Source organism: Arthrobacter sp. MSA 4-2 (assembly GCF_016405885.1).
In the GTDB taxonomy this organism is placed as follows: domain Bacteria; phylum Actinomycetota; class Actinomycetes; order Actinomycetales; family Micrococcaceae; genus Arthrobacter_D.
Map to the genome: position 1 here is coordinate 62,535 of NZ_JAEKGC010000013.1, position 26,286 is coordinate 88,820.

General features: G+C 69.7%; 16 protein-coding genes. 6 read left to right on the forward strand and 10 right to left on the reverse strand.

Annotation, left to right across the window (positions count from 1 at the left end; translation table 11 throughout):
* Positions 1-22 precede the first annotated feature (22 nt).
* Positions 23-3,031 carry a bifunctional [glutamine synthetase] adenylyltransferase/[glutamine synthetase]-adenylyl-L-tyrosine phosphorylase gene (locus I6N91_RS14340; protein WP_198813710.1) on the forward strand — a complete coding sequence of 1,003 codons (3,009 nt, stop codon included), beginning with the start codon at positions 23-25 and terminating at the stop codon, positions 3,029-3,031.
* A gap of 241 nt (positions 3,032-3,272) precedes the next feature.
* On the forward strand, positions 3,273-4,481 hold the full coding sequence (locus I6N91_RS14345; RefSeq protein ID WP_198813711.1) for a hypothetical protein: 1,209 nt from the start codon (positions 3,273-3,275) through the stop codon (positions 4,479-4,481).
* A gap of 120 nt (positions 4,482-4,601) precedes the next feature.
* Here the strand turns inward: I6N91_RS14345 and I6N91_RS14350 are convergent, their stop codons facing one another.
* From I6N91_RS14350 to glnA, 3 genes are all read right to left on the reverse strand, one after another.
* Positions 4,602-6,737: an acyltransferase family protein gene (locus tag I6N91_RS14350; protein WP_198813712.1), complete on the reverse strand. Its 2,136-nt coding sequence runs from the start codon at positions 6,735-6,737 to the stop codon at positions 4,602-4,604.
* A gap of 561 nt (positions 6,738-7,298) precedes the next feature.
* A complete protein-coding gene (locus tag I6N91_RS14355; RefSeq protein ID WP_198813714.1) occupies positions 7,299-7,511 on the reverse strand; it encodes a hypothetical protein in 213 nt (70 codons plus the stop codon).
* A 264-nt stretch (positions 7,512-7,775) separates the two neighbouring features.
* Entirely contained in the window at positions 7,776-9,200 is a 1,425-nt protein-coding gene (gene glnA / locus I6N91_RS14360) for a type I glutamate--ammonia ligase (protein ID WP_198813716.1), read from the reverse strand.
* 293 nt (positions 9,201-9,493) lie between these two features.
* Here glnA and I6N91_RS14365 point away from each other — a divergent pair, with 293 nt between their 5' ends.
* Complete coding sequence (locus tag I6N91_RS14365) at positions 9,494-9,931, forward strand: RDD family protein (RefSeq protein WP_198813718.1); 438 nt, start codon at positions 9,494-9,496, stop codon at positions 9,929-9,931.
* Between the two features lie 161 nt (positions 9,932-10,092).
* Here the strand turns inward: I6N91_RS14365 and I6N91_RS14370 are convergent, their stop codons facing one another.
* From I6N91_RS14370 to lipB, 3 genes are all read right to left on the reverse strand, one after another.
* Positions 10,093-10,845 carry a DUF4191 domain-containing protein gene (locus tag I6N91_RS14370; protein ID WP_120169648.1) on the reverse strand — a complete coding sequence of 251 codons (753 nt, stop codon included), beginning with the start codon at positions 10,843-10,845 and terminating at the stop codon, positions 10,093-10,095.
* An 89-nt stretch (positions 10,846-10,934) separates the two neighbouring features.
* The gene (gene lipA, locus I6N91_RS14375) at positions 10,935-11,936 is read right to left on the reverse strand and encodes a lipoyl synthase (protein WP_198813720.1); all 1,002 of its coding nucleotides are present in this window, start codon (positions 11,934-11,936) and stop codon (positions 10,935-10,937) included.
* Positions 11,933-12,655 (reverse strand): lipoyl(octanoyl) transferase LipB, encoded by a 723-nt coding sequence (lipB, locus tag I6N91_RS14380; protein ID WP_198813721.1) that lies wholly within the window; start codon positions 12,653-12,655, stop codon positions 11,933-11,935. Before lipB ends, lipA begins: the two co-directional genes overlap by 4 nt.
* A 119-nt stretch (positions 12,656-12,774) precedes the next feature.
* On the opposite strand from lipB, the gene I6N91_RS14385 reads away from it, so the two are divergent.
* Positions 12,775-14,979: a serine/threonine-protein kinase gene (locus I6N91_RS14385; protein ID WP_198813722.1), complete on the forward strand. Its 2,205-nt coding sequence runs from the start codon at positions 12,775-12,777 to the stop codon at positions 14,977-14,979.
* Between the two features lies 1 nt (position 14,980).
* Here the strand turns inward: I6N91_RS14385 and I6N91_RS14390 are convergent, their stop codons facing one another.
* A complete protein-coding gene (locus I6N91_RS14390) occupies positions 14,981-15,874 on the reverse strand; it encodes a TIGR01777 family oxidoreductase (protein WP_198813723.1) in 894 nt (297 codons plus the stop codon).
* 83 nt (positions 15,875-15,957) lie between these two features.
* On the opposite strand from I6N91_RS14390, the gene I6N91_RS14395 reads away from it, so the two are divergent.
* Positions 15,958-19,395: a S41 family peptidase gene (locus I6N91_RS14395; protein WP_198813724.1), complete on the forward strand. Its 3,438-nt coding sequence runs from the start codon at positions 15,958-15,960 to the stop codon at positions 19,393-19,395.
* Positions 19,396-19,628: 233 nt separating this feature from the next.
* On the opposite strand, the gene sucB is transcribed toward I6N91_RS14395, so the two are convergent.
* From sucB to I6N91_RS14410, 3 genes are all read right to left on the reverse strand, one after another.
* The gene (gene sucB / locus I6N91_RS14400) at positions 19,629-21,464 is read right to left on the reverse strand and encodes a 2-oxoglutarate dehydrogenase, E2 component, dihydrolipoamide succinyltransferase (protein ID WP_198813725.1); all 1,836 of its coding nucleotides are present in this window, start codon (positions 21,462-21,464) and stop codon (positions 19,629-19,631) included.
* A gap of 148 nt (positions 21,465-21,612) precedes the next feature.
* The gene (lpdA, locus tag I6N91_RS14405) at positions 21,613-22,995 is read right to left on the reverse strand and encodes a dihydrolipoyl dehydrogenase (protein WP_198813726.1); all 1,383 of its coding nucleotides are present in this window, start codon (positions 22,993-22,995) and stop codon (positions 21,613-21,615) included.
* A 195-nt stretch (positions 22,996-23,190) separates the two neighbouring features.
* Entirely contained in the window at positions 23,191-24,738 is a 1,548-nt protein-coding gene (locus I6N91_RS14410) for a leucyl aminopeptidase (RefSeq protein WP_198813728.1), read from the reverse strand.
* A 370-nt stretch (positions 24,739-25,108) separates the two neighbouring features.
* Here I6N91_RS14410 and I6N91_RS14415 point away from each other — a divergent pair, with 370 nt between their 5' ends.
* Complete coding sequence (locus tag I6N91_RS14415) at positions 25,109-26,098, forward strand: proteasome assembly chaperone family protein (protein WP_374058956.1); 990 nt, start codon at positions 25,109-25,111, stop codon at positions 26,096-26,098.
* Positions 26,099-26,286 lie beyond the last annotated feature (188 nt).

Below are 26,286 nucleotides of genomic sequence, written 5' to 3' on the forward strand. Positions count from 1 at the left end.
CCCGCCGGGCCGCTGGTGCCCGATGAGCCTGGCGGGACGGCTCATCAGCGCCGGATTCACCGACCTTGAGAAGAGCACGCGGTTCCTCGAGGCCCCCGAACTGGCGGGCATCGACGCGGAGCTGCTCTTCGCCGCGCTGGGCCACGCTGCCAGCCCCGACCTCGCCCTCCAGTCGTACGTGCGCCTGCTGGCCGTCGAACCGGCGGTGGCGGAACTGTTCACCCGGGAGCCGGACCGGGCCACGGCGCTCTTCCGCCTGCTGGGGGCCTCCGAGGCGCTGGGGGAGTTCCTCATGCGCCACCCCGGGCACCTCGACGCGGTCCGGCTCCCGGCGCGGGCGGCACCCGCCGTGACACCGGAGCAGCTCCGCGCCTCCCTGCTGGCCGCGGTGGACGCCGACCCCGCGGTGGAGAACCCCGTCGCCGGGAAGACCGGGACGGGCGCCCACCAGTGCCTGCGCGCGGCCTACCGCCGCCACCTGACCGAACTGGCGGTGCGCGACCTCTCCCACCCCTCTCCCATCGACTACCTGCCCACCGCCGCCCGCGAACTGGCCGACCTGGCAGCGGCCGCACTCGAGGCCTCCCTCGCAGTGGCCCGCGCGGACCTCGCCGAAAGCTATTCCGCCGACGACATCGCCGCCGTCCGGCTCGCCGTCATCGGGATGGGCAAGTGCGGAGCGAGGGAACTGAACTACATCTCCGACGTCGACGTGATCTACGTGATCGACGCCCCGTCCCTCGACGAGGCCCTCGCCAGCCGCATCGGCACGGCCCTGGCCACCGGCATCTCCCGCGGGGTCTACTCCGCGGGGCCCGAACCGGCGCTCTGGGAGGTCGACGCCAACCTCCGGCCGGAGGGCCGCGACGGCCCGCTGGTGCGCACGCTCGAATCGCACCTGACCTACTACTCCCGCTGGGCCTCCACCTGGGAGTTCCAGGCGCTGCTCAAGGCGCGGGCGGTGGCCGGGGACCCGGAGCTGGGGCGCCGCTACGAGGAGGCCGTGGCGCCGCTGGTGTGGACATCGTCGGAGCGGGAGGGCTTCGTGGAGTCCGTCCGGGCGATGCGCCGGCGGGTCACCGAGAACATTCCCCGGCACGAGGGGCCGAAACAGCTCAAGCTCGGCAGCGGCGGGCTGCGCGACGTCGAATTCACGGTGCAGCTGCTGCAGCTGGTGCACGGGCGGGCCGACGAAAGCCTCAGGGTCCGGGACACCGTCACGGCGATCGCGGCCCTCAGCGCCGCCGGGTACATCGGCCGGGCCGACGCCGCGGACCTCGACAACGCCTACCGCTACCTGCGCCTCCTTGAGCACCGCATCCAGCTGACGCAGCTGCGCCGCACCCACCTGATGCCCGACGGCGACGCCGCCCGGCACGCGCTGGCACGCTCCACCGAGGGCGCGATGGTCAGCGTTCGCCCCACCGCACGGAGCATGGTCGAGAAATGGCAGCGGACCCGCCGGCTGGTGGAGCGCCTCCACGAGACCATCTTCTACCGGCCGCTGCTCAACACCGCGGCGAACCTCAGCCTCGAAGACGCCAAGCTCACCCCGGAGGCCGCCCAGGCGCGGCTGGCCGCCCTTGGCTACTCCGACCCGAAAGGCGCAATGCGCCATATCGAGGCCCTCACCGGCGGCATCCGGCGCCGGGCCGTGCTGCAGCGCCAGCTCCTTCCGATCCTGCTGGCCTGGTTCGCCGACGGCGTGGATCCCGACGCCGGGCTGCTGGGCTTCCGCCGCCTCAGCGAGTCGCTTGGGGAGAGCCACTGGTACCTCGGGATGCTGCGGGACTCGAAGGCCGCAGCGGAACGGCTGTGCAACGTGCTCTCCTCGAGCCGGTTCATCACCGATCTGCTCGAGGTCTCGCCGGAATCGACGAAGTGGCTGGGCTCCGACCCCGAGCTGGTCCCCGACACCTTCGAGTCGCAGTGGCAGGAAATCCGGTCGAAGATGTCGCGCCACCCGCAGCCGCAGGACGCGATGCGGCTGATCCGCCTCATCCGCCGCCGGGAACTGCTCCGCATCGCCATCGCCGACAGCGCCGGGCTCCTCACGCAGGCCGCGGTGGGCAACGCGCTCGCCGACGCCGACCGGGCCGCCGTGCTCGGAGCCCTCCACGTTGCGGAAAATTCCATCCACGCGTCCGAGCCGCGCATTACCGACGTCGTCGTCATCGCCATGGGACGCCAGGGCGGCCGGGAGATCACCTACGGCTCCGACGCCGACGTGCTCTACGTCCACCGGCCGCTGCCCGGAGCCGATCCGGCCGCCGCCCAGCGGCAGGCGGAGAAGGTGGTGTCGCAGCTCGCCGCGAACCTCACCCAGCCGTCCAAGCCGCCGGTCCTCGCGGAGCGGGTCCTTGAAATAGACGCCGCCCTGCGTCCGGAGGGCCGGCAGGGGCCGATGGTCCGCTCCCTTGACTCGTTCCGCGAGTACTACAAGCGGTGGTCACTGATCTGGGAGGCCCAGGCGCTGCTGAGGGCGCGGCCGATGGCGGGCAGCGACGCCCTGACGGCCGATTTCCTCAAGCTCATCGACCCCATCCGCTACCCGTCCTCACTGTCGGAGACCGACGAGCGGGAGATCCGCCGGATCAAGGCACGGATGGAGGCCGAACGCCTCCCGCGCGGGGCCGACCCCTCCCGGCACCTCAAGCTGGGCCGCGGCGCCCTCAGCGACGTCGAATGGCTGATCCAGCTGTTGCAGCTCCGCCACGCCGCACAGGTGCCCGAACTGCGCACCGCTTCCACGCTTGAGGCGATGGACGCCGTGGAGGCCGCCGGGCTGCTGTCGGCACCCGAAGTGGAAACCCTGCGGCGCAGCTGGCTGCTCACCAGCAGGCTGCGTGCGGCCAACGTCATCTGGAGCGGGCGCAGCTCCGACCTGCTGCCCTCCTCACGCCGCGACCTTGAGGCGGTGGCCCGCTGGTGTGGTTACGGGTCCGGAAAGGGTGCCGAGCTGGAGGAAGATTATCTGCGCCTGACCCGCCGGAGCCGGGCCATCTTCGAGCGCAACTTCTACGGAACCTGAGGGTCCGCCCTGCTTCTGCGGGCACGGTCCGGAGACAGGGGCAGCTACTCCCATCCGCGGGCCCGGCTGCCTGCCGGACCGCACCCTTCGGCACTCGGTGCTCAAGGCAATTACCTGTTAAGTGGCCGTACGCTACCCGATCCTTCCGAATCGGGCCCGGTTTCGTTGCCGCGAATTGATCAGTAGGCTTACGGTCGGGGCACCCCGCACGCGCGGGGACACCCCGACCAGAGAGTTCATTATGCGTTTTTCTTCATTGGTAGCCGCGACGACCCTCGGACTCGTCGTCGCACTGGCACCAGCCGCCCCGGGCCTCGCCGGCCAGGCCGAACGGCAGGCGAACTGTGCCGCGGTCGGTGGAACGCTGTCGGGCACCGGCAACGGCAACAACCAGACCTGCACCGTCACCACAGTGGTCGTTGCCCCCGACGTACCCACCGGCAGCCCGACGACGACCTTCGGTGAGGACCGCCCCGCCGGCGAGCCGGTTACCGTGGACACCTCCCAGCCGGTGCGCCAGCCCGACCCTGAGGTGACGACCGAAGAACGCGATACCGGCGAGGCGACCGTCGTCGAAACCGAGCGCGTGGGCACCCCCGTCGTCACCGAGGAGGAGCGCGACGCGGGCGAGGCCACCAGCGAGGACGTCGTCGTGGCCGGCACCCCGACCTCCACCACCCGCACCGAACGCGGCACCACCACGACCACCCAGCAGCCGACCACAACCAACTGCCGCAGGGTCAACGACGACCGGTCGGCCAAGCCTGTCGAGAAGTGCGACCGCGCCGTCCTGACCACCAGGACGACCCCCACCACGATCGTCACCACGACAACGACGCCCCAGGAGCGGGTCACCACCACCACGCAGCCGCGGGAGACACTTATCACCACGACCACGCCGGTCACCGAAGTGTTCACCACCACGCAGCCGCGGGAGTCGTGCACCACGACGACCTTCCAGACGCAGATCGCGACGGCGACAACGCAGCAGACCCAGCGCACGGCGACCACCACCCAGCAGACGACGCGCACCACGACGACGACGACCGCGACGTTCCGCTTCGACCGCAACGACCAACCAATCATTCCCAGCGGCACGCCGACAGCGACCCCCTCGACCAGTGCGGGAGATCCGGTGATCACCACGGCAGAGGTTCCGGGTACTCCGGTCGTCACCACCGGAACCCGGCCCGGCGAGGACGAATCGGACGTGGCCTGCACGCCGGCCGCTCCGGTCATCACCTCCGCCGACGGTGAGACAAGGGAGGACGTGGAGACGGCGACGGTCCCCGCCGAGCCCACCATCACGGTGACCCGTGAGGAAATCGATCCCCTCGTCGTCGATACCGAGGCTCCTGGAGCTCCGATCGTCACAACCGATACGCGTACCACCGGCCAGACCTGCTACAAGAATCCCTCGACGGCCGAACAGCGGCGCAACCGCTGCTAGTCCGGTTCAAAGCGTCCAAAGGCTGCCGCCCACCGTTCCCGGTGGGCGGCAGCTTTTTCGTGCGGGCACTGGGTGCTCCCCGGCAGCTGGGCCCGGTCCGCAGGATCCGGAGTGGAGGGCTCAGCCGGCGCGGCTGGCCTCGAGGTCGGCCGCCAGGGCCGGGGCGAGGGAGCGCATGTAGGCGGAGGTCACATGGTTGTCGTCGTAGTAGACATGCGCTCTGCCGATGGAGGCATAGCACCGCCCGTCGGGGCAGAACTGGTCTGACAGGTCAAGGACCTTGATCCGGTCCGAATCTGCCGCCTTCGCGGCTTCGGCGAGGGGGTCGGCGGGGAGTACGTCAGCGCCGTCGTTGGAACAGGCGCGCGGGGCGGTGGGGTTCTGCGCCAGGCACTCGGCCGTGGTGCGGTCGAGGGTCAGGGGCGTGTCGCGCAGGACGAAGACCTCGCTGCCTGCCTCGGCCCAGGGCAGGGCCCGGCGGGCGAATCCGTCGCGGTACTGCTCGGGTTGCGAGCGGCCGCTTCCGTCGTCGATCTTCTCCACCGCGCCGAAGGAGGAGACGAAGACGAGTTCGGGTTTCTCGGCGGTGATCCGGTCAGAGACGGCGCCGCTCCACTTCAGGCACTTCTTCCGGTACGCCTCGCTGGTGGTCGGCTTGCCCTTGAACGCCACCCGGGGCACGTCGACGACCGGACAGCCATCCACGACGCTCTTCTTGACCATCCAGCGGTTCTGCCGGGCAAGTTCGAAGACCGCCGCCTGCCACTGCTCGGCGTGGGAATCACCCACCAGCCATACGGTGGCGGCCGGTTCGGCACCGCCCGCGAAGTCGCATTCGATCAACCGGTTCGCCTTCTTGATCCAGAGGGGGTCGGCAGCCCGCCCGCATTCGGGTGGGGACTTCTCATAGGATTCTGCGGCGGTCACCACCTCCGTGGCGGGCGGCCCAAGGGGATCCGGGCAGAGCCGGTCGGGCTGGAGGCTGCCGGCGCCGAAACAGGAGCTCCGCGAGGCATCCTTGAGGACGGCGCTGTGGTTCCGCTCGGCGCTGTCGACGCTGACGATCATCGCAGCGGCCACCACAGTGACCACAGCCATCGAGGCGGCCGTTGCGCCGAGGACCCGGCCGAAGGAAGCACCGGCCAACAGGACCGAGCGCCCCGGATCCTCAACCAGGGACTTGGTGAGCGCGGCCAGGGCCACCGCGACGGCGAGCAGCAGCACCTCGTCACCGAGAGCGGGGTCGCGGTTAATGACGCTGGGAGCCAGGACGATCAGCGGCCAGTGCCAGAGGTAGAGGGAGTAGGAGATGTCCCCGATGAACTGGGCCGGCGGTGCCGCCAGGAGCCTGTTCGGGGACCACCCGGGGTGGTGCGGGCCCGACACCAGGACGAGCAGGGTGCCTGCCACGGGCACGAGCGCGGCGGCGCCGGGGAAGAGAGTTTCGTCGTTGAAGGTGACCGCGGCGAACAGGATCAGGCCGAGTCCGGCCCACTGTGCGGCACCGCTCACCAGCAGCCCTGCCGAGGTGCGGGAGCGGGGGAGCGTAAGGACGGTCGCCACGAGTCCACCGGCGGCAAATTCCCAGACTCGAGTCTGCGTCACGAAATAGGCTTCGCTGGGGCTGGTGTAGGTCAGGTGGATGCAGACGATCAGGGAGAGCACCCCGACGGCAGCCAGGCCGCCGCGGACCACCTGAACGGAGGGGAGCCTCCACCGGGCGGCGAGGAGGAAGAGCCCCAGCAGGAACAGCGGCCAGACGAGGTAGAACTGTTCCTCGACCGACAGCGACCAGTAGTGCTGGACGGTCGACGGCGCCGCGTTGTCCGCCGAGTAGTCAAGGGACTTGTCCGCAAGGACCCAGTTTTCGATATAGACGGTGGCGGCGATGGTCTCCCAGGCGAGGGAGGCCCACCTCGGGAAGGGCAGGAAAACCCACGCGGCGGTCAGGGAGACCAGCGCAACCGTGAGCGCGGCGGGCAGCAGACGCTTGATGCGGCGGAGGTAGAAAGCGCCAAGCCGGACGCCGCCGGTGCGCCCCAGCTCCGAGAGCAGGTGCTTGGTCATTAGGAAGCCGGAGATGACGAAGAACACGTCGACTCCGACATATCCGCCGGGCAGCCATGCCGGCCAGAGGTGGGCGATCACCACGAGCAGCACTGCAATGGCCCGGAGGCCCTGCACATCCCTGCGGACCTCTTTGGCCGGCGTAGTGGCGCGGCGTGGGGGCGCCATCGTGCGCACGGCGTTGCTCATTCTCTGACACCTCGATCCGTCGAACTGCTCGTTTTCGGCGCTCGGGAAATTCTAAGGGGGCTGAGGATTTTCCCCAATTCGGTAACGCTGGCACAGCCACCGTCCGCCCGACCGGTATTTGGCCCATTTTTTCATCGGTGGACCGGGCGCTGGTGCCCTAGTTTTCAGTGGCGGTCCCGGCCGCGCTGTGTCAGGGGGCAGCGGCAGCACGGGATTTTTGCGTCGCGGTGCCGCCCTGATCCGGGCCTGTCCGCGCGTCCGTGGCGCTGTGAAGGTGCGTCACCGCGGGCCGATCCCGCAGCGGATCGTGGCATGCAACCGTGTCATCCAGGCGTGTCATTCGAAACCGGCGCCGCCGGTGGCGTGTGCCGCCAGACGCCAGACACCCGCATCATCGTGCTGGTGCCGCCGCACGCCAAGGCCGTCGTGCTGGTGCCGCCGCACGCCTGTGCCCGCGCGCGCGTCCGTGTCCGGTGCGGGGGCTCGCCCTGTAGTCCGGGTGTCCGGCCCGCTGCGCCGTCGACCCGGTGGGCAGACCGGGCTTGCGGCGGGGGTACGGAGTCAGATCTGGATGGTCTTCGAGACCCTGCACCTGTTGCTGCCGGGTGCGACCCGCTCCGCGCGGAGGCCTTGAAGGACCTCCTCGTCGGTCAGGGTGTGGCCGTCGGCAGCGGCGAGCGTCTGGATCTGCGCTGCCCCCACCGCGAAGACCTTGCTGTCTTCAACCTCAGCACCGGCATCCAGCTCAACTTCGACCTCGTAAGTTTTCTCCATGGTCGATTGTTGCGCCGAACCGGAAGTTTGAACAGGTCCGAACCGATCCCGGGCAATCCCTTCGACGCATCGTCACCCACTCGAAACTGCAGCTCACCACGTTCTGCGCCCGGTGAAGCGTGGTGAGCTGCAGTTTCGGGGCGAACGCGGAAGGCCCCTCCGCCCGGATCGAGTGAGGGGCCTTCGAGGCGCCAGCGTCAGGCGCTGGCGCCGAGCCGTCAGGACGGTCCACAGGTAAACACCTGCTGCGCCCCTGGGGCCGGGCTAGACGCCGTAGTAGAGCTCGAACTCGTAGGGGTTCGGGCGCAGCGACAGCGGGAAGATCTCCATCTCGCGCTTGTACGCGATCCAGGTCTCGATGAGGTCCTGGGTGAAGACCCCGCCGGCCTGCAGGAACTCGTTGTCCGCCTCGAGGGCGAGCAGCGCCTCCTCGAGGGAGCCGGGAGCCTTCTGGATGTCCTTGGCCTCCTCGGCGGGCAGCTCGTAGAGGTCCTTGTCGATGGGGTCGGCCGGTTCGATCCGGTTCTTGATCCCGTCAAGGCCCGCCATCAGCTGGGCCGCGAACGCCAGGTAGGGGTTCGACGAGGGGTCCGGAGCGCGGAACTCGATGCGCTTGGCCTTGGGGTTGGAGCCCGTGATGGGGATCCGGATGCCGGCCGAGCGGTTGCCCTGCGAGTACACCATGTTGACCGGGGCCTCAAAGCCCTTCACCAGGCGGCGGTAGGAGTTCACCGTCGGGTTGGTGAAGGCCAGGACGGCGGAGGCGTGCTTGAGCAGGCCACCGATGTACCAGCGGGCGGTGTCGGACAGGCCGGCGTAGCCGCGCTCGTCGTAGAACAGCGGCTCACTGCCGTTCCACAGCGACTGGTGGCAGTGCATGCCTGAGCCGTTGTCGTTGAAGACCGGCTTGGGCATGAAGGTCGCTGACTTGCCCCAGGCGTTGGCGACGTTCTTGACGATGTACTTGAACTTCTGCAGGTCGTCCGCCGCGTGGGTCATCGTCGTGAACTTGTAGTTGATCTCGGCCTGGCCGGCGCCGCCGACCTCGTGGTGGGACCGCTCGACCTCAAGGCCGGCCCGGTCCAGCTCGACGCAGATGGCGTCGCGGAGATCGGCCTGCTTGTCGACGGGGGAGACGGGGAAGTAGCCGCCCTTGAACGGGGTCTTGTTGCCAAGGTTGCCCCCGACCTCCTCGCGGCCGCTGTTCCACGGGGCCTCGATGGAGTCGACCTTGTAGAAGCTTCCCTGCGGGGAGGACTCGTACTGGACGTTGTCAAAGATGAAGAACTCCGCCTCGGGGGCGAAGAACGCAGTGTCGGCGATGCCGGTGGAGGCGAGGTAGGCCTCGGCACGCTCGGCGACGCCGCGCGGGTCGCGGTGGTACGGGTCACCGGTGCGGGGGTTCACGATCGAGAAGTTCAGCGCCAGCGTCTTTTCGACCCGGAAGGGGTCGATGAAGGCGGTGGTGACGTCGGGGATCAGCTGCATGTCCGATTCCGCGATGCCCTGGAAGCCGCGGATGGACGAGCCGTCGAACAGCTGGCCGTGGATGAAGAAGTCGGCGTCCACCGATTTCGCCGGCACATTGAAGTGCTGCTGCACTCCGGGCAGGTCGGTGAATCGGACGTCGACGAACTTCACCCCTTCGTCAGCAATGTACTTGAGGACTTCGTCCGCATTCTTGAACATGGATTGATGCTCCTTACGCATAGCTTGGGTAACGGCCCGGCGTCATCGGGTGTCCGCGTCAACAGAAAGCGGACACACGGGCAGTGCCTTGCTGCAGCCGACAAGTTACAACTGTAGAAGCGCGCAGTTTCCCTCGGGTGTCACCATTGTTTCCGGCACGTTACTTAATGGGCAGTGCTTTCAGCCTAGCGTGCCTTCAGGGGAGCGACGGTCTGTGCCCCGAGCCGTCCGACGGGACGGCGGCCCGCACGGGGCGCGAAAAACCGGCGGGCGCCCGCCGGTAAACTGGGCCTGTGGTGAATCGAAACGACGTCGGATCCTGGCTCAACGGACCTCCTCCCTCGGGAGCGCAGGACTGGCCCGGGCAGCGGCTGGGACGTCCGAAGAGCGGCCCCGGCTCCATCGCGCGGGTTGGGCCACGGGTGGTGGCCCTGCTGATCGACTGGGCGCTGTGCACCCTCATCTCGCAGGCCTTCTTCGGCTGGGACGCGTTCGCCACGACGTACCTGTTCCTCCTGGAACAGATCCTCTTCGTCGGTTTCTTCGGCTACAGCATCGGCCACCGGGTGCTGAGCATGCAGGTGCAGACCCTCGACGGACGTCCGGCCGGGTTCCTCACCGCCGCCATCCGCTCCGTACTGATCTGCCTGGTGATCCCCGCACTTATCTTCGACCCCGACCAGCGCGGCCTCCACGACCGCGCCCGCGGCACCGTCCTCGTCCGGATCTAGTCCGGCCGCTGGAGCCAGGGCTCCCGGAGCTCCGGCCCCCGGAGCAATGGCCTTGACGCACTGGCCTTAACGCACTGGCCCATAACGAACTGGCCCTTAACGAACTGTGGCAGGAAACCCCGGAACACCGGGAGCTTCCTGCCACAGAGAAGTCAGCGGACCTAGCGGCCCTTCATGGCCTTGCGGTCCGGGCGGGCCTTGTACGGATCGACGCCCTTGGGGATCGGCAGACGGGTGCCGAGTGCGCGCAGCCGCTTGTCGACCGCGTGCACCTCCTGCTTGGTGAGGGACTTCTTGAGCTTCTGGGCGGTCTTGGCCACCTTCGCCAGGGGCACCTGGCCCTCGCCGCGGCCGGCCTGGATCACGTGGACCGGCACGTTCGGCACGATGCGGGCCATCTTCCGGCGCTCGTCGTCGACGAGGCGCTTCACGCGCCCGGACGGGCCTTCGGTGACGAGTACTATGCCGGGGCGGCCGATGGCACGGAACACGGCGTCCTGGGAGCGAGGGTTCATGGCCACGGGCTGCTCCTCGAGGATCCAGCCCCTGCGCAGCACGCTCAGTGCGGCCCCGGCTGCGCCCGGCTTGCCCTCGATCTGCGAGAAGGCCGCCCGTTCGGCGCGGCGCGACAGGATGAATACCGCGGCCAGGAAGGCCAGCGGCACCGAGATCAGCATCAGCGTCACGACGTTCTGGATGAGCAGGCCGATGATCAGCCCCACAGCAATGATGCCCAGGAAGGCAAGGAGCATCAGCCAGACCACGTTCGGGTCGTTGCGCCTCGTCATCTTGAAGACTTCGAGGATCTGCTTGGTCCTGCCGGTCTTCTTCGCCGGCTTGGCAGCCTTGGGCTTGCGGGAGAAAAGGCGCCGTTTGGGCGCGGGGGATCCCTCAGGATTGATGCTGTGCGACATAGTGGCTCAATTCTACGTGATGGCGGCCGCGCTCAAGCCGCGCCGAAGCGACCGAATGAAGCCGGAATTGCGAAGGTGCCTGCGGGCCGTCAACCGGCCTTCAGATCGGAGGCTTCCCGGAGTGAGGGGCCGGAGTCGTCGAGGTGAGCAAGCTCCGACGGGAGCTCGAGTCCCTTCCGCCGCATGGCCCGCGCCCACAACCGACCGGCCCGGTAGGACGAGCGCACCAGAGGCCCGCTCATGACCCCGAGGAACCCGATCTCCTCGGCCTCCTCGCGGAGTTCGACGAACTCGCCGGGCTTGACCCACCGGTCCACCGGCAGGTGCCGTTCACTCGGCCGGAGGTATTGGGTGATGGTGATCAGATCACACCCGGCGGAGTGAAGGTCGCGGAGCGCTTCGGAGATTTCCTCCCGCGTCTCGCCCATCCCGAGGATCAGGTTTGACTTGGTCACCATGCCGCGCGCCCGGCCCTGGGAGATCACATCGAGGGACCGCTCGTACCGGAAGGCGGGCCGGATCCGCTTGAAGATCCGCGGGACGGTTTCGACGTTGTGTGCGAACACCTCGGGAGCCGCGTCGCAGATGGCCGCGATGTGTTCGGGCCGCCCGGAAAAGTCGGGGATGAGGATTTCGACGCCGGTGCCGGGGTTCATGCTGTGGATCTGGCGGATCGTCTCGGCGTAGAGCCAGACACCCTCATCGGGTAGGTCATCGCGGGCGACGCCGGTCACGGTGGCGTAGCGGAGGTTCATCGACTGGACCGACTGGGCCACCTTGAAGGGCTCGCTGCGGTCCAGGGGCTGGGGCTTGCCGGTGTCGATCTGGCAGAAGTCGCAGCGGCGGGTGCATTCGGATCCGCCGATGAGGAAGGTCGCCTCGCGGTCCTCCCAGCATTCGAAGATATTGGGGCAGCCGGCCTCCTCACAGACCGTGTGAAGGCCTTCCTTTTTCACAAGGTTCTTCATGGAGACGAACTCGGGGCCGATATTGACCTTGGCCTTCATCCAGTCCGGCTTGCGCTCGACAGGCGTCTCCGCGTTGCGCGCTTCGATGCGCAGCATGCGGCGTCCTTCGGGGGCCAGGCTCACAGTAAAGCTCCTTTGGGCTGGTCGGCGCCAGCGTCGTCGGTCGGTCCGTCGGGAAGCGTTGTGGCCGCGTCGTCGAGTACCAATGCTGACTCATTCTTGCGCAGTTCTTCCTCGATGCGCGACACGATGTCCGATGGTGGAACGGTGCGGCCGGTCTCGGCGGAGATGCTGGTCACGCCCGCGTCGGTGATGCCGCAGGGAACGATCTGCTCGAAGGGTGCGAGGCTGTTGCTGCAGTTCACCGCGAATCCGTGCATCGTCACCCGCCGGTTGATGCGGATTCCGATGGCGGCGATCTTCCGGTCCGGCAGTCCTCCTCCGGCGGCAATCCACACCCCCGACCGCCCGTCGATGCGGATGCCCTCGAGGTCGTAATCCTTCAGCACGGCGATGATGACGTCCTCGAGGATCCCCACGTAGTCGGTCACCCGAGTGGGTTCGGGCAGGGCGAGGATCGGGTACCCGACGAGCTGGCCGGGGCCGTGCCAGGTCAGTTTCCCGCCCCGGTCCACCGCCACCACCGGCGTGCCGTCGAAGGGCCGCTCATGGTCTTCGGTGCGTTTTCCCGCCGTATAGACGGCCTCGTGCTCAAGCAGGAGCACGGTGCTCGGCGAGCGCCCCTCGGCGACCGCGTCGTGCAGGCTGCGCTGGAGGTCCCAGGCCCTCGTGTAGTCGACGTATTCGGGATGGAGGCCGATCCTGGCGAACTCGAGAGTCATGGGTTAAGGGTAATGCCCGCCGCCCGCAAAAAAGGCCCGGAAAAATCCGGACACGAAAGAGGTACACCTGACCTGTGGATAAGGGCCTCGGACGGGATTTCGGGGACTACAACTTAAGGATGGACACCTCCGCCAGCGATGGAGACCGTTTCCCCCACCTCACCGGAGGCGGGAGCGACGGCGGCGACGTGGACGCCGGGGGAGTTGCCTTCTCCGGGCACCCCGGCACGGGCAGCGGCACTGCCCCTTTGCCCGACGGCGGCCGCACCCCTGTGCCGGACGGTGGATCTGGCGACGGTCCCCCGCCCTCGGTTGAGGGGTTCGAGACGGGACGCCTGCTCGGAACGGGCGGCAGTTCCTCCGCCTGGCTCGTCACCGCACACGACGGAGGTGGAATGTTCGCGCTGAAGGTCGGCGCTGCGGGACACTCCGGCGCCGATCAGGACAGAACAGATGCAGGCGTTGCCGAGGGAACGGCCCACCGGGAGGCGCACGTGATGGGCGGGCTGCGCCACGAACACCTCGTGACCATCCACGGGATCGTGGTGACGGACCGCGGCCCCGGTGTGCTCATGGACTACGCTCCCGGAGGTTCCCTCCAGAACCTGGTGGCGGTGCGGGGGCCGCTGCCGATCGGCGAGGCGGTCACGGTCCTGGTGCCCATTGCGCAGGCTCTCGCCTACCTCCACGGGCAGGGTGTCTCCCACGGTGACGTCACTCCCTCGAACATCCTCTTCACCGAGGAAGGCAAGCCGCTGTTGAGCGACTTCGAACTGGGGCGGCGCCTCGGCGAGGGGCGGCGGCTTACGGCCGGAACGCCTGGCTTCACGGATCCCCGCCCATCCGAGCCGGAGCGCCTCAACACCGAGTCCGACGTCTTCGCCCTCGGCGCGGCGGCGTGGTTCGCCCTGACCGGCCGGGTGCCCGGGCCGTCCGCGCAGCGCCCGCCCCTGTCGGTGCTGGTACCCGAGATTCCACCCCGGTTTCTTGCCCTGATCGAGGAGGCGTTGTCCGAAGATCCGACGCAGCGCCCCGATGCCGTCGCCTTTGCGCGGGGGACCCTGAGGGCGGGCACGGCCGTGCCGGTCGGGCTGGTCGAGGCGGTGGGGGAGGATGTCCGCCCGCGCCTCCTTACCCGGCGCGACGCCGCACCGGACGCCAGGCCTCGGGGTCTGCTGGCCCGCATCGGTTCGGGCGGACGGAAGTCCGGTGAGTTCGGTGAGTCCGGTGGGATCGGTGCGAGAACGGCATTCGGGAGCGGGAAGGGGAGATCCGGGCCGCGGGCCAGGGCCCTGGGCAGCGGGCCGGACTCCCGGCCCGCGGAACCGCGCCGGCGCGCCGCGGCAGCCCGAACGGGCCGACGGTCGGCCGCACGGCGGGGACCCAGCGCAGTTCCGGACTCGATTCCGAGGTGGATCGCGGCCGCCGCCCTCGCGGTCCTAGTCGCGGCCGGCGCGGTCTGGGCGCAGGGGGAGGGCGGGCACCCCCGCCTGCCCGAGCGCCCACCGGAGGCCGTCGCGGACCGGGTGCCGGACCTTCCGGGAGCCAGGCCAGCGCAGCTGCCACCGGCGACTGGCCCCGAGCCCGATCGCGGGGAGGAACCGGCTCCCAGGCAGGGGTCGGCTGCCCGGCAGGAACCGGCTCCCCGGCAGGGACCGGCTCCCCAGGAGGAACCGGGTGCCCGCGAGGAATCGGCTCCCCGGCAGGAACCGGCTCCCCTGGACGTTCCGGGATCACCGGAGGCCGACGGGTCCCGAGGTGCCCCAGACCGGGCGGAACTCCATCCTCCGTCGGGCACCCCGGATGGTCCGGCGACACACCCGGCGCCGGAGACCCTGAAACCGTCGGGGGCTCCGGCGCCCGAGCCGACTTCAGCGGCTGACCCGCTCAGGGCACTGCCTCAGCTGGTGCTGCGGCGCGCCGCCGCTTTTGCCCGGGCGGACCCGGCCCTGCTCGACGAGGTCAACACGCGCGGGTCGCCGGCGATGGCATCGGACCACCGGGAAGTCACTGCCCTTGCGGAAGCCGGCCGGCGCCTGGCCGGGCTGCGGCTGACCCTGATCGAGGCGCAGATCGTCGAACCCCCTGCCGCAATACCCCCTGCCGCCATAGCCCCGGGGTCCAACACGCCCGCCGAAGGCGGCGCGTCCCGGACCACAGCGGTCGCCGCCACGGTGGAGGTCTCAGCCCACACAGAAGTCGACAAGTCGGGAGCCGCCGTCTCCGCGGAGGTTCCTCCGCGCCGGCAGGAACTTGTCTTCGTCCTCAGGGAGGAGGGCGGCTGGAAGATCCACGCGGTGTATGCGGCCGCGCCGGGCCCGTGAGTCAGACGCGCCGATCCCTGACCTGCTCGGCGAGATCGGCGGCGGTCACGGCATCGAACCGGAAGCCCGACGCGGTGAGGACCTTCGGGTCCATCCGTGCACTCACCAGCAGGAGCTCGTCCGCGAGCTGGCCCATCGCCACGGTCAGGACCTTCTGCGGGACGCGGAAGCGGGTGGGGCGGTGCAGCGTCCTGCCGAGCTCCTGGAGGAGCGTCTGCAGCCTCGCCGGCTGCGGCGCGCTGAGGTTCACCGGCCCTTCCACCTCCGCGGTGAGCAGGTGTTCCATGGCGCGCACCTCGTCGGTCATGGTGATCCACGGCCACCACTGCTGTCCGCTTCCCAGGGGGCCGCCGGCGTAAAGACGCATCGGCAGGAGCAGCTTCGGCAGGGCGCCCCCCTTCCGGCTCATGACGATGCCCGTGCGGGTCAGCACGGTGCGGACGCCCTCGGGGGCACTCACCGCCTCGGCCTCCCAGCGGCGGCACACGTCGGACAGGAAGAGGTCACCGGAGCCCGAGGCCTCGGTGAGCACCTCATCGCCCCGGTTCCCGTAGTACCCGGAGGCGGACTGGCTGAGGAACACCTCCGGCGGGCTGCCGGCCCGCCGCATCGCCTCGACCAGGGTGCGGGTGGAGCGGATGCGCGAGGAGTAGAGGGATTCCTTATGGCTGCGGGTCCACAGGCCGCCGGCAATGGACGTGCCCGAAAGGTTGATGACGGCGTCGGCCCGGTCCATCACCGACGGGTCGAGCTCGCCCCGGGCCGGATCCCACGCCACCTCATTTGGGCCTGCGGGAGCACGCCGGACGAGCCGGGTGACCGAGTGGTTGTCCCGCAGCCGGTTCGAGAGAGCCTTGCCGATCAGGCCGGAAGCGCCGGCGATGAGAATATGCATGCCCCCATCGAACCATCCATGACGTCCCGGGGGAACACGGCGGCCTCAGCGGTTGCGGCGGAGGCTGTGGCTAGAATCGGGCAATGGGCTCCTCAGACTACTTACGCTATCCTCATCTCTCCGGAGATTCCGTCACGTTCATCGCCGAAAACGACGTCTGGGTGGCGCCGGTTTCGGGTGGAAGGGCGTGGCGCATTTCGGCGATGCAGCTGCCCGCCCGCAACCCCCGGTTCTCCCCGGACGGAAAGGTGATCGCCTGGACCGTGGTGCAGGCCGGTGCGCCCGAGGTGGTGGCGGCGAACGTTGACGGCGGCGGCTACCGGCGCCTGACCTTCTGGGGGCACCAGAGCACCCGGGTCAAGGGGTTCACCGAACAGGGCGACGTCATCGCTACCAGCGCCTACCGGCATGAGGACCCCCGGCTGGCCTGGGCCTACCGGGTGCCGCTCGACGGGTCCGCCCAGACGGTGCTCCCGTACGGGCCGGTTGACACCATCGTGCACGGGGAAGCGCTCGGCGACGAGCGCCCGGTGATTATCGGCAGCGTGATGACGCGCGAGCAGGCGTGGTGGAAGCGCTACCGCGGCGGAACGGCCGGAAAGCTGTGGATCGACGCCGACGGCGGCGGAAGCTTCTCCCGGTTCGTGCCCGAGCTCGACGGAAACCTCACGGATCCCATGTGGGTGCGAGGGCGCGTGGCGTTCCTTTCGGACCACGAGGGCTACGGCAACCTGTACTCCGTGGACCGGCAGGGCGGGGACCTGCGCCGGCACACCGACAATGAAGACTTCTACGTGCGCCACGCCTCCACCGACGGGGAGCGGATCGTCTTTGAATCGGCCGGACAGCTGTGGCTGCTGGGCTCGCTCGAGCTGGAGACGGCGCCGGAACGGCTGGACATCGAGCTCGGGTCGGCCTCGACCGCGCGGCGGCCGGTTATGCTCGACGCCGCCCGCCACCTCGCCGACGCCGTCCCGGTTCCCGCAGGCGATGCCAGCGTCGTCGAAACCCACGGAACCCTCCATTGGCTGACCCACCGGGACGGCCCCTCGCGCGTGATCGAGGGCACCGCCGGCGTGCGGGCCCGGCTGGGACGGCCCCTTGGGGCGGACGGCGTCGTCTATGTCGCCGACCACGGCGGCGAAGAATCCCTCTACATCCGCGATGTCTTCGGTGCTGCCCGGCCGGCCGGCACCGCACCGCAGCCGGGCACCGCCCAGGACCCGGAGCGGAACAGCGGCGGCCCCGCCCTGCCGGCCCCCGTGCCGGCGGTCCAGGGGGCGCCGTTGATACAGACCCCGGCCGGAGACGACGGCGGGGCCGGCGACCCGGGCTCCACCGCGCTCGCCGCCCAGGACGCACCGGAGGCCCGGCTGCTGCGCACCTTCGCCTTCGACGGCCCGTTCCGCGCAAGCGAACTTGCGGTGAGCCCGGATGGGGCACGCGTCGCCGTCGCCGGTGAACTCGGCGGGCTGCTGGTGCTCGAGGTGGCCTCGGGGACGTTCTTCCCGCTTGCCGCGCCCGAGCACGGCGCCATCAACGACGTCGCCTTCTCGGGAGACTCGCGCTGGGTCACCTGGGCGGAGCCCGTGACGACGGAGGGCGCACGGACCCGGATCCGCATCGCCCGGGCCGAAAAGGAGGCCGAGGTCCACGACCTCACCGACGGGCGTTTCCGCGACTCAACGCCCGTCTTCACCCGCGACGGCAAGTACCTGGCGTTCCTTTCGGACCGCAGCTTCGACCCGGTGTACGACACGCACCGCTTCGACCTGAGCTTCCCCGCCTCCACCAAGCCCTTCCTGGTGGCGCTCGCCGCCGATACACCCTCGCCCTTCGGCCCGGCCGCGCATTCCGCCCGCCCGGACGGCGCGGGGAAAGACGACGGCGCTGAAGATGCGCCGAAAGCGGTCAGCGTCGACGCCGACCGCATCGGGGAACGGATCATCGCCGTACCCGTCGCCCAGGGCAGCTACGAATCCCTCTCCGCGGTCGAGGGCGCCCTGTTGTGGACGGCGGGGGAGGCCGGTGGACTGACCGGCGACGGCCGGGCCACTCCCTCCGACCAGGAGCCGGCGCGCCGGCTGGAACGGTTCGACCTGAAGCGGCGCACCGTCGAGGTCCTCGTCGCCGAGGCGGACTCCTACCGGGTCAGCGGGGACGGTTCGACCGCCGTAGTCGTCCGCCAGGGCTCCGTCACCGCGGTCCCCACCACAGGCAAGGTCGAGCCGGAGTCACCCGAGCGGATCGAGGTGGGGCTCGAGCGCGTGCGGGTGCTGCTCGACCCGGTCGCCGTCTGGAAGCAGGCCTACCAGGAGACGTGGCGGCTCCAGCGCGACTTCTTCTGGACCCCTGACCTCGGCGGAATCGACTGGGAGGCGGTCGGCGCCAAGTACCGTCCGCTCCTCGACCGGATCGGCTCGCACGACGACCTGATCGACGTCCTCTGGGAGCTCCACGGCGAACTGGGAACCTCCCACGCCTACGTCACCCCGGCCCTGAACGCGGAACCGGGCGGTGCACAAGGCTTCCTGGGCGCCGAGCTTGAGCCCACGGAGGCCGGATGGACGGTGAAGCGGATTTTCGCCGGCGAATCCTCCGATCCGCAGGCCTCCTCCCCGCTGAGCGCCCCCGGGGTGGCCGTCGCCGAGGGGGACACCATCGACGCCGTCGACGGCGTGCCGGTCCCGGCCGGGTTCGGGCCGTCGGTCCTGCTCACCGGTTCGGCCGGCCGCACCGTCGAGCTGACCGTGACCCGCCGGGACGGCGACGGCGCGGGCACCACCCGGCGTGTGGCCGTCGTGCCCCTGCGCAGCGAGGAACGGCTGCGCTACCAGAACTGGGTGAACGCCAACCGCACAATCGTGCACGCGGCCTCCGGCGGACGTTTCGGCTACCTCCACATCCCGGACATGGTGGCCAACGGCTGGGCCCAGCTGCACCGCGACCTCGACCGCGAAACGGGCCGCGACGCCCTGATCGTCGACGTGCGGCGCAACCGCGGCGGCCACACCTCGCAGCTGGTGGCGGAGCTGATCGGCCGGAAGGTCACGGCCTGGGCCTTCCCCCGCGGCGAGCAGCCCGGGACCTACCCGGCGCACGCCCCGCGCGGGCCGGTGGTCATCCTCGCCGACGAGTTCGCCGGTTCGGACGGAGACATCATCACGCAGGTCGCGAAGCTGCGCGGGATCGGCCCGGTCATTGGGTCGCGGACCTGGGGCGGGGTGGTGGGAATCGACGGGAGGTTCCGCCTCGCCGACGGCACCGGCGTCTCCCAGCCGAGGTATTCCTTCTGGATGACCGGCGGGCCCGGCTGGGGCGTTGAGAACTACGGCGTCGACCCCGACATCGACGTGCCCTTCCCCCCGCACGCCTACGCCGCGGCGGAGGACCCGCAGCTCGAGCACGGGGTGGCCACCCTCAAGGAGATGCTCACCGAGCTGCCCACGGACCTCCCCCCGGCGCGGGAGGGTTACCGTTCGCTGCGCCCCGCGCCGCTGCCGGCACGCCCGGGCGGCTGATCGATCCCAGTTGATCGATCCCAGCTGACCGGTCCCGGCCGATCGGTCCCGGCCGATCGGCTTCCGGGCCGACCCGCCGCGCTCCGTGCCCGCCCAGTCCCTGCCCGTGCCGGTGCAGGCGGGCGCCGGCGGGCGGCGTCGAGCGGCGTCGAGGGCCGGCGGTAATCGGCAGCCAAGAGCAAAGGGCGGCGTTCCCCGTGGGGAACGCCGCCCTTTGCGGTGAAGCGGAGAGCCTAGAGGCCGAGCTCGGCTTCGAAGGCTCCATCCTCAAGGCGCGCCTTGAGGGTCTGCAGGAACCGGCCGGCATCCGCGCCGTCGACCAGGCGGTGATCGTAGGTCAGGCTCAGGTACATCATCGAACGGATGGCGATGGTGTCTTCGCCGTCGGCGTCCGTCACGACGATCGGGCGCTTGACGATCGTCCCGGTGCCGAGGATGGCGACCTGGGGCTGGTTGATGATCGGGGTGTCGAACAGTGCTCCGACCGAGCCGAAGTTCGTGATCGTGAAGGTTCCGCCCGCGAGCTCGTCCGGTCCGATCTTGTTGTTCTTCGTGCGCGCTCCGACGTCGGCGATCTTCTTCGCCAGGCCGCCCAGGTTCAGGTTGCCCGCATCGCGGATGACCGGAACCAGCAGGCCCTTCTCGGTGTCCACCGCGATCGCCAGGTGCTCGGCGTCGTGGTAGGTGATCTCCTTCTTTTCCTCGTCGAAGGACGCGTTGAGCTTCGGGTGCTGCTTCAGCGCTTCGATCACGGCCTTGGAGATGAAGGGCAGGAAGGTCAGCTTGGCGCCGTTCTGGGCCTGGAAGCTGTTCTTCGCCGTGTTCCGCAGCCGCGCGATGCGGCTCATGTCGACCTCGATGACCTGGGTGAGCTGGGCGGAGACCTGGAGGGACTCCCGCATCCGCTTCGCGATGGTCTGGCGGATCCGCGGGGCCTTCTCGACCGTGCCGCGCAGCTTCGAGGGCTCCACGGCGGGCGCGGCGGCACGGGCCGGCGCGGACGCAGGTGCCGCGGCGGGCGCCGGAGCGGCGGCCGCGGCCTTGGCCGCCTCCGCTGCCTCGAGGACGTCCTGCTTGCGGATCCGTCCACCGACGCCGGTGCCCCGGAGGGAGGCGAGGTCGACGCCGTTCTGGTTGGCCAGGCGGCGCACCAGCGGGGTCACGTAGGCGTCCCCGGCCGGCTGGGACTCCGCGGGAGCCTCCTGCTCGGCGGCGGGGGCCGGAGCGGGCGCTTCCTGCGGTGCAGGGGCGGGCGCTGCTTCCTGCTCGGGCTCCGACGTCTTCTCGGCGGGCTTCGGAGCCTCTTCGGCCTTGGGTGCCGCAACCGGAGCTTCGCGGGTCTCCGCTTCGCCGGCGGCGAGCGGCTCACCCTGGGGCGCCTCGGCCTTGGCCGGTGCACCTGCGCCGGTTCCAATGACAGCGAGGACGGAGCCGACCTCGGCCGTTTCATCCTCGGCGACGCGGATCTCCTGGAGGGTTCCGGCGACGGGGGAGGGGATCTCGGTGTCGACCTTGTCGGTGGAGACCTCGAGGAGCGGTTCGTCGACGGCGACCTCGTCACCGACGGCCTTGAGCCAGCGGGTGATCGTGCCTTCGGTGACGCTCTCGCCGAGGGCCGGCAGGGTCACCTCAGTGCCTTCGCCCGATCCGCTGTCCGAACCACTGTCCGATCCACCGGATGCGGCCGGCGCGGCAGCCTCCTGGGCGGGCTCGGGGGCGGCTTCCTGGGCCGGCTCGGGTGCTTCTTCGGCTGCGGGTTCCGGGGCGGCCTCGGCGGCCGGCTCGGCGGCGGGAGCCGCGCTGCCGTTGGAGTCGGCCGAGCCGCCTCCCGAGCCGTCGCCGATGCGCACCAGGGGAGCGCCGACGTCGGCCGTCTCGTCCTCGGCGACGAGGATCTCTTCGATTACGCCCGCAATCGGCGAGGGAATCTCGGTGTCGACCTTATCGGTCGAAACCTCAAGGAGCGGCTCGTCAACTTCGACACGGTCGCCTACCTGCTTCAGCCAGCGGGTGACGGTGCCCTCGGTGACGCTTTCACCGAGAGCGGGTAAGTTCACGGATTCAGACATAGTGTCCCCGTTTCTCCTTGTTGGTTCGTTCCTGGCGGCTGGGCCCCCGGTGGTGCCGGGTCAGCCGGAAATGCTTGGATGGCTTATTGCGAGCTTAGTGCACCCCGTTTGGGGTGCACCGGGCCCGCATTGGGGATGCGGGCGGAGCTCAGCTGTGCAGGGGCTTGCCCGCGAAGGCCAGGGCGGCCTCGCCGAGGGATTCGTTCTGCGTCGGGTGGGCGTGAACCAGCTGGGCGACGTCCTCGGGGTAGGCCTCCCAGTTGACGATCAGCTGCGCCTCGCCGATCTGCTCGCCCATACGGCTGCCGATCATGTGGACACCGATGATGGGGCCGTCCTTCTCCCGGACGAGCTTTACCAGCCCGCCGGTGCCGATGATGGAGCTCTTGCCGTTGCCCGCCAGGTTGTACTCCTGGGTCAGGACCTTGTCCTCGCCCAGCTTCTCCTTGGCGGCCTTCTCGGTGTAACCGACCGAGGCGATCTCGGGCTCGCTGTAGGTGACCTTGGGGATGTTGAGGTCCTCGACGACGACGGGCTTGAGGCCGGCGATCTCTTCGGCGACGAAGATGCCCTGCTGGAAGCCGCGGTGGGCCAGCTGCAGGCCGGGGACGATGTCGCCGACGGCGTAGATGTTGCCGACGCCGGTGTGGAGGCGCTCGTTGGTGATGACGAAGCCGCGGTCCATCGTCAGGCCCGCCTCTTCGAAGCCGAGGTCCGCGGTGGCCGGTCCGCGGCCCACGGCCACGAGCATGAGGTCGGCCTTGAAGGTCTTGCCGTCCTCGAGAGTGGCGGTGACGCCCTCGTCGTTCTGCTCAACGCCCTGGAAGCGGGTGCCGGTGTTGAACTTGATGCCGCGCTTCTTGAACGCACGCTCGAAGGCCTTGACGATGGTGGCGTCTTCGTTGGGCACCAGGGAGGGGAGGGCTTCGATGATGGTGACGTCGACGCCGAAGGACTCCCAGACGGAGGCGAACTCGCAGCCGATGACGCCGCCGCCGAGGATGATGGCGCTCTTGGGAACGCTGTCCATCTGCAGGGCCTGGTCGGAGGTGATGACCTTGCCGCCGATTTCAAGGCCGGGCAGGGTCCGCGAGTAGGAGCCGGTGGCCAGGACGATGTTCTTGCCCGTGTAGGAGGTCCCGTCGACCTCGACGGTGTTCTGGGAGGTCAGCCGGCCGGCGCCTTCGATCACGGTGATGCCGCGGGACTTGATCAGGCCCGTCAGCCCCTTGAACTTGCTGGCGATGATGCCTTCCTTGTAGGCGTTCACCGCGCCCATGTCGATCGACTCGAAGGTGGCATTCACGCCGTACTTGCCTGCCGAGCGGGCGCTGTCCGCGACCTCCGCCGTGTGCAGGAGCGCCTTGGTGGGGATGCAGCCGTTGTGGAGGCAGGTGCCGCCCAGCTTGCCCTTCTCCACGAGACCTACGGTCAAACCCAGCTGAACGGCCCGGAGGGCGGCAGCATAGCCACCGCTTCCCGCGCCGAGGATCAGGATGTCGAATTCTTGCGCAGCTGCCGTATCGGCCACTTTGACGCTCCCTCGCGTAAGCAATGACGCGCCGGGACGCGTCGGTGATTGATTGTGCCAAATTGCTTGGTGATCAGGCTTTACCCTATCGCCAGATGCTGCCCGCGGCCACATGGGAACCGCCCATTCCGGGCACGTGTGGGCAGTCTCACGAAGGCCCGCCGGGCGGTCTGCCGGGCGGGCCTTCGTGCTGACCTAGGAGGCCCGCTCGAGCACGTCCTCGACGTAGGCCAGGAGCGTGCGGACGCCGACGCCGGTGCCCGCCTTGGGCGTGTACCCGTAGGCGGAGCCTTCGTTGAAAGCCGGTCCGGCGATGTCGAGGTGCGCCCACGGGATTTTCTCTCCGTCGGTGGAGCCGACGAACTCCCGCAGGAAGACGGCCGCCGTCATCATGCCGCCGAACCGCTCGCCGATGTTGGCGATGTCGGCGACCTGGGAGTCGAGGCTCGGACGCAGTTCCTCGGGCAGCGGCATGGGCCAGAACGACTCACCGGCGCGGTCGGCCGCGGCCTTGACCGCGTCGCGCACGCCGTCGTCGCCCATCACACCGGAGGTGCGGTTGCCGAGGGCGATCATCTGGGCGCCGGTGAGGGTGGCGATGTCGATGATGGCGTCGGGGTGCTCCTCGCTGGCGGCGGCGAGGCCGTCGGCGAGCACCAGGCGGCCCTCGGCGTCGGTGTTGAGGACCTCGACGGTGCGTCCGCCGTAGGTGGTCAGGACGTCCTCGGGACGCTGGGCGGTGCCCGAGGGCATGTTCTCCGCAAGGCACAGCCAGGCTGTGACCTTGGCGGCCAGGCCCAGTTCGGCCACGGCGAGGACGGTGTTGAGCACGACGGCGGCGCCGGCCATGTCCAGCTTCATCGTCTGCATGCCGGCGGCGGGCTTCAGGGACAGTCCGCCGGAGTCGAAGGTGATGCCCTTGCCGACGAGGGCCAGGTGCACCTTTGATTTCGCGGGCGTGTACTCGACCTTCACCAGGCGCGGCGGCCGGGAGGAGCCCTTGCCGACCCCGAGGATGCCGCCGTAGCCGTCGCGTTCGAGCTTCTTCTCATCCATCACCGTCACTTTGACGGGCAGGCCCTTCGAGAGGTCCCGCGCTGCCTGCGCGAAGGTCTCGGGGTAGAGGTGGCTCGGCGGCTGGTTGACCAGCGAGCGGGTGGCGTTCACGTTCTTCGCCAGGACGGCGGCGCGGGCCAGGCCGGCCGTCAGCGCGGCGTCCTGCGCGGCGGCGGTGTGCACGAGGATGGTGCGCACCGGCCCGTCATCCTTGCGGGGGGCGGGCTTGCCGTCGGCGCCAAGCCCGGAACGGTATCCGTCGTAGGCATAGGCGCCCAGGGCGGCGCCCTCGGCGACCGCCGTGGCTTCGGCCACGCCCGGTGCCGGCAGGGCGAGCACCACGGTCTCGAGGCCCTTGAGCTGGCGGACCGCTGCTCCGGCGGCGCGCCGCAGGGTCTCCGCCGGCAGTGCGCTTCCGGGGGTGACCGGGCCCACGCCGACGAGCACGAGGGACTCCGAGCCGCTGTCGGGCAGTGCGGCCAGCCGGCGGACGTCGTCGGCGGCGCCGGTCACGCCCAGGACCTGGAGCGAATCGCCCAGGGCGCGCGCGGCCTTGGCCGGCAGGGGACTGTCGAGCAGGACCGGGCCGTCCTGGCCCTTGCCCACGCCGATCACCAAGGCGTCACTTGGGATTCTTTTGAGGTCTTTGGCAACCGCTGTCAGAGTGGGCTCGCTTGGCTTCATCACTAAGGTGTTTCCTCTTTCCGAGATGGGGAATCGGGCTCCGGGCCCCCTGTGCAGCACCCGGCGCCGGGCCGCGGGCAGGCCGGTGTCCGTCCTTCGATCGTATCCCCTCGGCGGCCGCCCTCCCGGACCGCGCCGGCCGCGGCCCGCCGAGGCGCCGCAGCCCGCCGTCGCGCTGGCCGCGCCGCCGGATGTCCCGCCGGATGTCCCGCCGGCCGGGGCCCGACCGGGCCTTCACCGAAGCCCGTCGGATTTCCGCATGTCGGCGGTGCGGAATGTTGGATGCGCCCACGGTGTTGAGAGAATCAGCAGAGTAGTTGGAACCCCGATGGCGCGCCCGCGCCGGCTGCCTCGGGAAATGCAGGAGGAAATGATGCTTGATCCACGGACACTGTTCAGCCTCAGTACCACCGTCGACCCCGAGCGGCTGCACGGGCTGCCCCTGCTGGCGGGCCTGAGCGGCTTCCTCGACGCCGGGCAGGTCATCTCGCAGGTCAGCGAGGAGCTCCTGGAGACCCTCGATTCGGAGCTCGTCGCCGTGTTCGACACCGACCAGCTCATCGACTACCGCAGCCGGCGTCCCCGGATCCTCTTCGAGGAAGACCACTTCACCGACTACCAGGCGCCGCGGCTTGAGCTGCACCTGCTTCATGACGGGCTCGGCGAGCCGTTCCTGCTGCTGGCGGGACTCGAGCCGGACCTGCAGTGGGAACGCTTCGTCGGCGCCGTGCAGCTCCTGATCGAGGACTTCGACGTCTCGCTCGTCGCCTGGATCCACTCCGCCCCCATGGCGGTGCCCCACACCCGGCCCATCGGCGTGACCGCCCACGGGAACCGTCCGGACCTGACCGCCGGGATGAACGCCTGGCGGCCCACGGTGCAGGTCGACGCCTCGGTGGGCTCCCTGATGGAGATGCGGCTGATGGAAGCCGGCGTCGACGTCGTCGGGCTCGTGGTGCACGTACCGCACTACCTTGCCGAGGCCGAATACCCGCCCGCTGCCGTCGCCGCCCTCGAACACCTGGGCGCCACGGCGGAGCTCATGCTCCCCACCGACCGCCTGCGGGAGACCGGCCGGGTCGTCGAACGGCAGATCGCCCGCCAGGTGAGCGGGTCCGCCGAGGTGCAGTCGGTGGTGAGCTCCCTCGAGGAGAACTACGACGAACGCACCGCCAGCGTCGAGCGGCGCTCACTGCTGGTCAAGGAGAACAGCGAACTGGTAAGCGCCGACGAGCTCGGCGCCGAAGTCGAGGCCTACCTGGCCAGCCCGCAGGCCGAAGAGGAGTCAAGCCTGCTGCTCGGCGGTGCGCTGGACCGCGACGAGGATCAGGGGGATGCAACGGATCCCTTCGGCAAGCGCTGAGCGGCTGAGCAGGCGATTCAATCAGCGTCGCGATCAAGTACAGGATCGAGGGCGCCGGGTCCGGAAGGACCCGGCGCCCGTTGCGTTAACTCTCCGTTGAGGTAACGCTGTGCCCCGGGCCTGTGTTTCTGCCCGCACCGGCGTCTAGAGTGGCGTCATCCGGCCGGCAGGCGCCCGGATTTGTAAGC